Annotated in this window: 1 protein-coding gene; it reads left to right on the forward strand. The window is 44.3% G+C overall.

What is annotated here, in order from left to right; all coding sequences use genetic code 11:
• The coding region (locus tag R7035_RS25500; RefSeq protein ID WP_318146354.1) for an IS110 family transposase at positions 1-987 on the forward strand (987 nt) is incomplete at its 5' end.
• Positions 988-1,244 lie beyond the last annotated feature (257 nt).

Consider the following 1,244-nt stretch of genomic DNA (forward strand, 5'->3'; position numbering starts at 1 on the left):
GTATGCGTGTTGAGTTCTGATGGACAAATCTTGTCAAACCGAAAGGTAAAGCGTGACAAGCTTCTTGATACAGTCCGTCAATTACCAGAGAAAACGGCTATTGCGATGGAATCATGCGCAACTTCGCATTATTGGGGCAGAATATTTCAAGAGCTTGGACATAGCGTAGCTCTTATCCCAGCTCAGCACGTAAAGCCATTTGTTGGGCGACAAAAGAACGATGCTAATGATGCGAGAGCAATTTGCGAGGCATTTTCTAGGCCTGATATTCATTTTGTTCCTGTTAAGTCTGTTGAGCAACAAGACCTCAAAGCAATACGCAGTGTCCGTAAACGCTTGGTGGAGAACAGAACTGCCTTGTCGAACCAGATCAGAGGACTCGCCGCTGAATACGGAGTGGTTTTCCCTTTGTCTATTAAAGCTTTGCGAAGTCATTTACCGATAGCTCTTGAAGATGCAGAGAATGATCTTTCTCCAGTAATGAGGAACTTACTGCAAACTTTATACTGTGACTTTGTCAGCCTTAGCGAAGAGATAGATGAAATGACCCAAAGTGTCACCATGTTGAGTCAGCAAAATCCAAGGTATGAGGCTATTCGGAATATTCCTGGTTTTGGTCCGATTTTGACAGCGGCACTGATTAGTGAGGTAGGTGCTGGACACCAATTCCAAAATGGTCGCCAGTTCTCAGCATGGTGTGGCCTGGTTCCAAAACAAAATAGTACAGGTGGAAAAAGTTGTCTCGGCTCTCTATCGAAGAATGGTAATCGCGAATTAAGAGCATTACTTATTCACGGCGCTCGCGCAGTGGTTCGGTGTGGAGCTAACAAAGTGGATTCTATGGGAGCATGGTTGAGAGGACTCATTGCACGCCGAGGCAAAGCAAAAGCGATTGTCGCTCTTGCAAACAAGCTCGGTCGGGTAGCATGGCACATCTTGGTGAAAAATAGTGAATACGATATTAATCAGGCCTTTAAGCCTGTTTGATAAAAAATAGCAAGTTCTAAAGAGTTATCCTAGAGAAGCAACTGAGTTTGCAATAGCTGATGAATAAACGGTGAACCATCCTTACTACACTCTGATAACGCAACATGGTTATTGAAACCGAGGCTTTGAAAAGACAGTGAGGGGCGGATTACATCATGGCGCAGGTTTATTATCGACCTAGAAAGACGTCGGATATATGTTAGCGACCGTATCATTCAATTAGCCATTGCATCCTGAGGTGCGTCCATATATGTTGC

The organism is Vibrio sp. 1731, assembly GCF_033339955.1.
Taxonomy (GTDB): Bacteria; Pseudomonadota; Gammaproteobacteria; order Enterobacterales; family Vibrionaceae; genus Vibrio; species Vibrio alginolyticus.